The organism is Vibrio sp. 1249-1 (assembly GCF_033340495.1).
This window is the reverse complement of sequence record NZ_JAWOWJ010000243.1, coordinates 1-912: the sequence shown is the minus strand read 5'-3', so window position 1 is coordinate 912 and position 912 is coordinate 1. Positions and strand designations below refer to the sequence as shown.

General features: G+C 47.6%; 2 protein-coding genes. Both read right to left on the bottom strand.

The features are described from left to right. The coding region (locus R7Z50_RS25565) for an ABC transporter permease (protein ID WP_411979516.1) at positions 1-394 on the bottom strand (394 nt) is incomplete at its 3' end. A gap of 3 nt (positions 395-397) precedes the next feature. Continuing rightward, on the bottom strand, positions 398-912 hold a 515-nt coding region (locus tag R7Z50_RS25560), incomplete at its 5' end, for an ABC transporter permease (protein ID WP_318149484.1).

Below are 912 nucleotides of genomic sequence, written 5' to 3'. Positions count from 1 at the left end.
TGCCTATGAGGGAGATTTCACTGTCGGCATAGAGTTGAAGAAGGCCCACAGACGAAACCACAGGTGGTACTGCAAATGGCAGCAAAATCAGGATATTCATCAGCTTGTCGAGTTTCGGAAAGTAGTAAAACACCACGAAAATCGCAGGCAGTATGAGAACAACACTCAGTGCTAGTGCTGAAAGGCCAATAAAGAGCGAGCGACCAAACGCCTGTAAGAAGCGAGGATCCGTAAGCAGTTTAATGTACCAGTCAAAAGTGAAACCATCAGGCAGAATCGTTGCGCCCCAGCGAGAAGAGATCGAGTAAATGAACGTCGCTAGAATCGGGATCAGCATGATTCCGACGATGGTGTAAACGACGCTTTTATGGAATCGAGAATTTACGTCTTGCATGGTTTACTTCCTGCTTTTCTTAGCTGCGTAACTTTTGGCAATCAGCCACTGGTTAATCACCGTAATAAACGCCAACAGCGCCATTAAGATGACCGAGATGGCGGCTGCTAAATTTGGCTCTAGGAACAAATCACCAGACACCAAACTGGCAATACGGATCGTAATGACGTTGTAGTTACCAGAAGTGAGCGCATAGACGCTGGCATACGCGCCGATCGCATTGGCGATCAAAATAATGAAAGTGCCAAACAGGGCAGGAGAAAGCACAGGCAAAGCCACTTTCGCCCAATATTGCGAAGTTCTTGCCCCCAACAGTGCAGCCGCCGCTTGCCAATCATCGCTCAGCGCATCAAAAGCGGCATAAAGCAGTAAAACCGCCAGTGGGATTTGGAAGTAGATGTAAATCGCCAGCAAGCCCCATTTGCCGTACAAGTCAAAATTACCGAGCAAACCATATTGCTTGAGCAACAACGTAATTGCCCCGTTTGTGCCTAAGATGATGATGAAGGCAAACGACA